Source organism: Anaerobutyricum soehngenii (assembly GCF_009697165.1).
In the GTDB taxonomy this organism is placed as follows: Bacteria; Bacillota; Clostridia; order Lachnospirales; family Lachnospiraceae; genus Anaerobutyricum; species Anaerobutyricum soehngenii.
Genome location: NZ_VULP01000062.1, coordinates 1 through 1,874 on the forward strand (window position 1 = coordinate 1; position 1,874 = coordinate 1,874).

The window sequence follows — 1,874 nt, forward strand, 5'->3', positions numbered from 1 at the left end:
AGATAGTGTCAAATGACCTATGAAAAAGCAGAGCCAAAGAAAAAGGCTCAATGAACCTTGAAAATTGTAGATATTTTTAGATAGTGGTGATCATCCGCCACCCTTGACAGCACGAAAAAGAACCGCTGTAGGTTTATCACCGACGGCGAAGAACTCAGGAACAGTTAGATTTTCTCCGTCGATTACAGCAGTGTAGCAGTTCTTTTTCGTGCTATCAAGGGCATGCCGCTTTGCGGTGGCTGGATATTTCCCTCCGGCTCGGAATCTAAGAACAGTTAGCGGCTTCGCCGTTTTGCATGTTCAGTATTGTTTGCTGACCGAGGAAAATCAGCAGCTGCCATTTACCAGGCATGGTATCAGAATGAGATAGCATCTCTACTTCATTTAAGACTTTATAGTTATTGTGTTGGTGCGGCCTTAAAAAATTATAATAAGCAACCCACAGGGCAAGATCATAGTTGGCACCATCGATATTATCGAAACCGTTGGTTTTGCGGTAGGAAGCTTTGTATGTCCGGTTTAAGCGTTCAATCATCTGCTTATACGGACGGAATTGTTTTGATACGGCATCATCATTGGAAAGTCCGATTACCTGGGTAATCTCAAACTTGAATTTTTCACCGAATTCGTGAAAAAACTGCTGTGCAGCAAGTGGATAGGCACTGTATCCATCGGCAATAAAGTTGAAGTTTTTTGGTAACTCTTTCAGATTACGGAATGCCATACGCATGGCAAGGATGCAAGGTCCAACACCGCGGTTGCCGGATACCTGATAGCCGATAATGGAACGTTTGGCAGCATCCATGATAAACCAGATGTAGGTTTTGATACCACGGATTTTGATGTAGGTTTCGTCAGCGGTAAATGTATTACCGGTTTTATAGTCATAGTTATCTACAAACGGTTTGATGCACAATGATGCCGTTTTACAATAGTTGGCAACCTGCTGGTGAGAGATGGAAATGCCATGGATATCTTTGAGAGCCTGGCAGGTTTTTCGGAGAGAAAGTCCGAGATTTACTCGGTAAGTAAGGCACAGAGACATCACATGTTGATTATGCTTGTTGAATTTAAGGGAAGATGCATTTTTCGGAAGGCTGTTTAAGTCCATGCTGAAAAAATCTATCAGGAATTCCCGGTAGATGTAGTGAAGTTTGTATTTGTTTTTACCATCCGGTTCTTTTAAGTCTTTCGGATCGACTTTCTTCAGGTTGTGAAGATAATAGGAACATTTTTTGTTAACACATTTATGTACAACAAAGTGTTTCCGGTCTTTTATTGGAACCAGTGAATGGCTGCAGTAAGGACATTTTAGAGAATACGGTCTGGCAAAACGGTTTTCTTCTGGTGAAAAGGCAGAGGAACATACTTTGCAGAGGAGCTGCCCTTTGGAACCGTTATTTTTATAAAGGTATGGTTTCGGGGCATTACAGCGTGGGCAGGTACAGTTGTCGTCAATATCACATTCGCTCCTGCGCTGAACAGGTTTGATCTTTTTGCCATACCGCCATTCCAGATACGGGATGTACTCTTTGTAATCCCATTTCTGGTAATAAATGATCTTTGGAAGCCGGTCAATCCGAAATTTTTGATATTTGGGTGAATGGGAATCATCGAAAGCCCACTGCTTAAGAGGGATATATCTACAGATAAAATTTAAAAGCCAGCAGATTTGTTTATGTTGGTATTGAATTAGTTGAAGTAAATAAAGTATAATGTCCATGAGCATTGTCTCCTTTGTAGGTAATGGTGTTTGTGGTGAACTCATTATACTTCATTTAAGGGGGTAATGCTCTTTTTATTTGCAAACCTCCGATAAATCAAGGTTTTTAAACGTTTTAGAACAATAAAAAAGGGTAGTTTTTGACACTACC

Annotated in this window: 1 protein-coding gene; it reads right to left on the minus strand. The window is 40.8% G+C overall.

What is annotated here, in order from left to right; translation table 11 throughout:
* Positions 1 to 265: 265 nt before the first annotated feature.
* Complete coding sequence (locus FYJ25_RS14285) at positions 266 to 1,723, minus strand: DDE-type integrase/transposase/recombinase (protein WP_154581599.1); 1,458 nt, start codon at positions 1,721 to 1,723, stop codon at positions 266 to 268.
* Positions 1,724 to 1,874 lie beyond the last annotated feature (151 nt).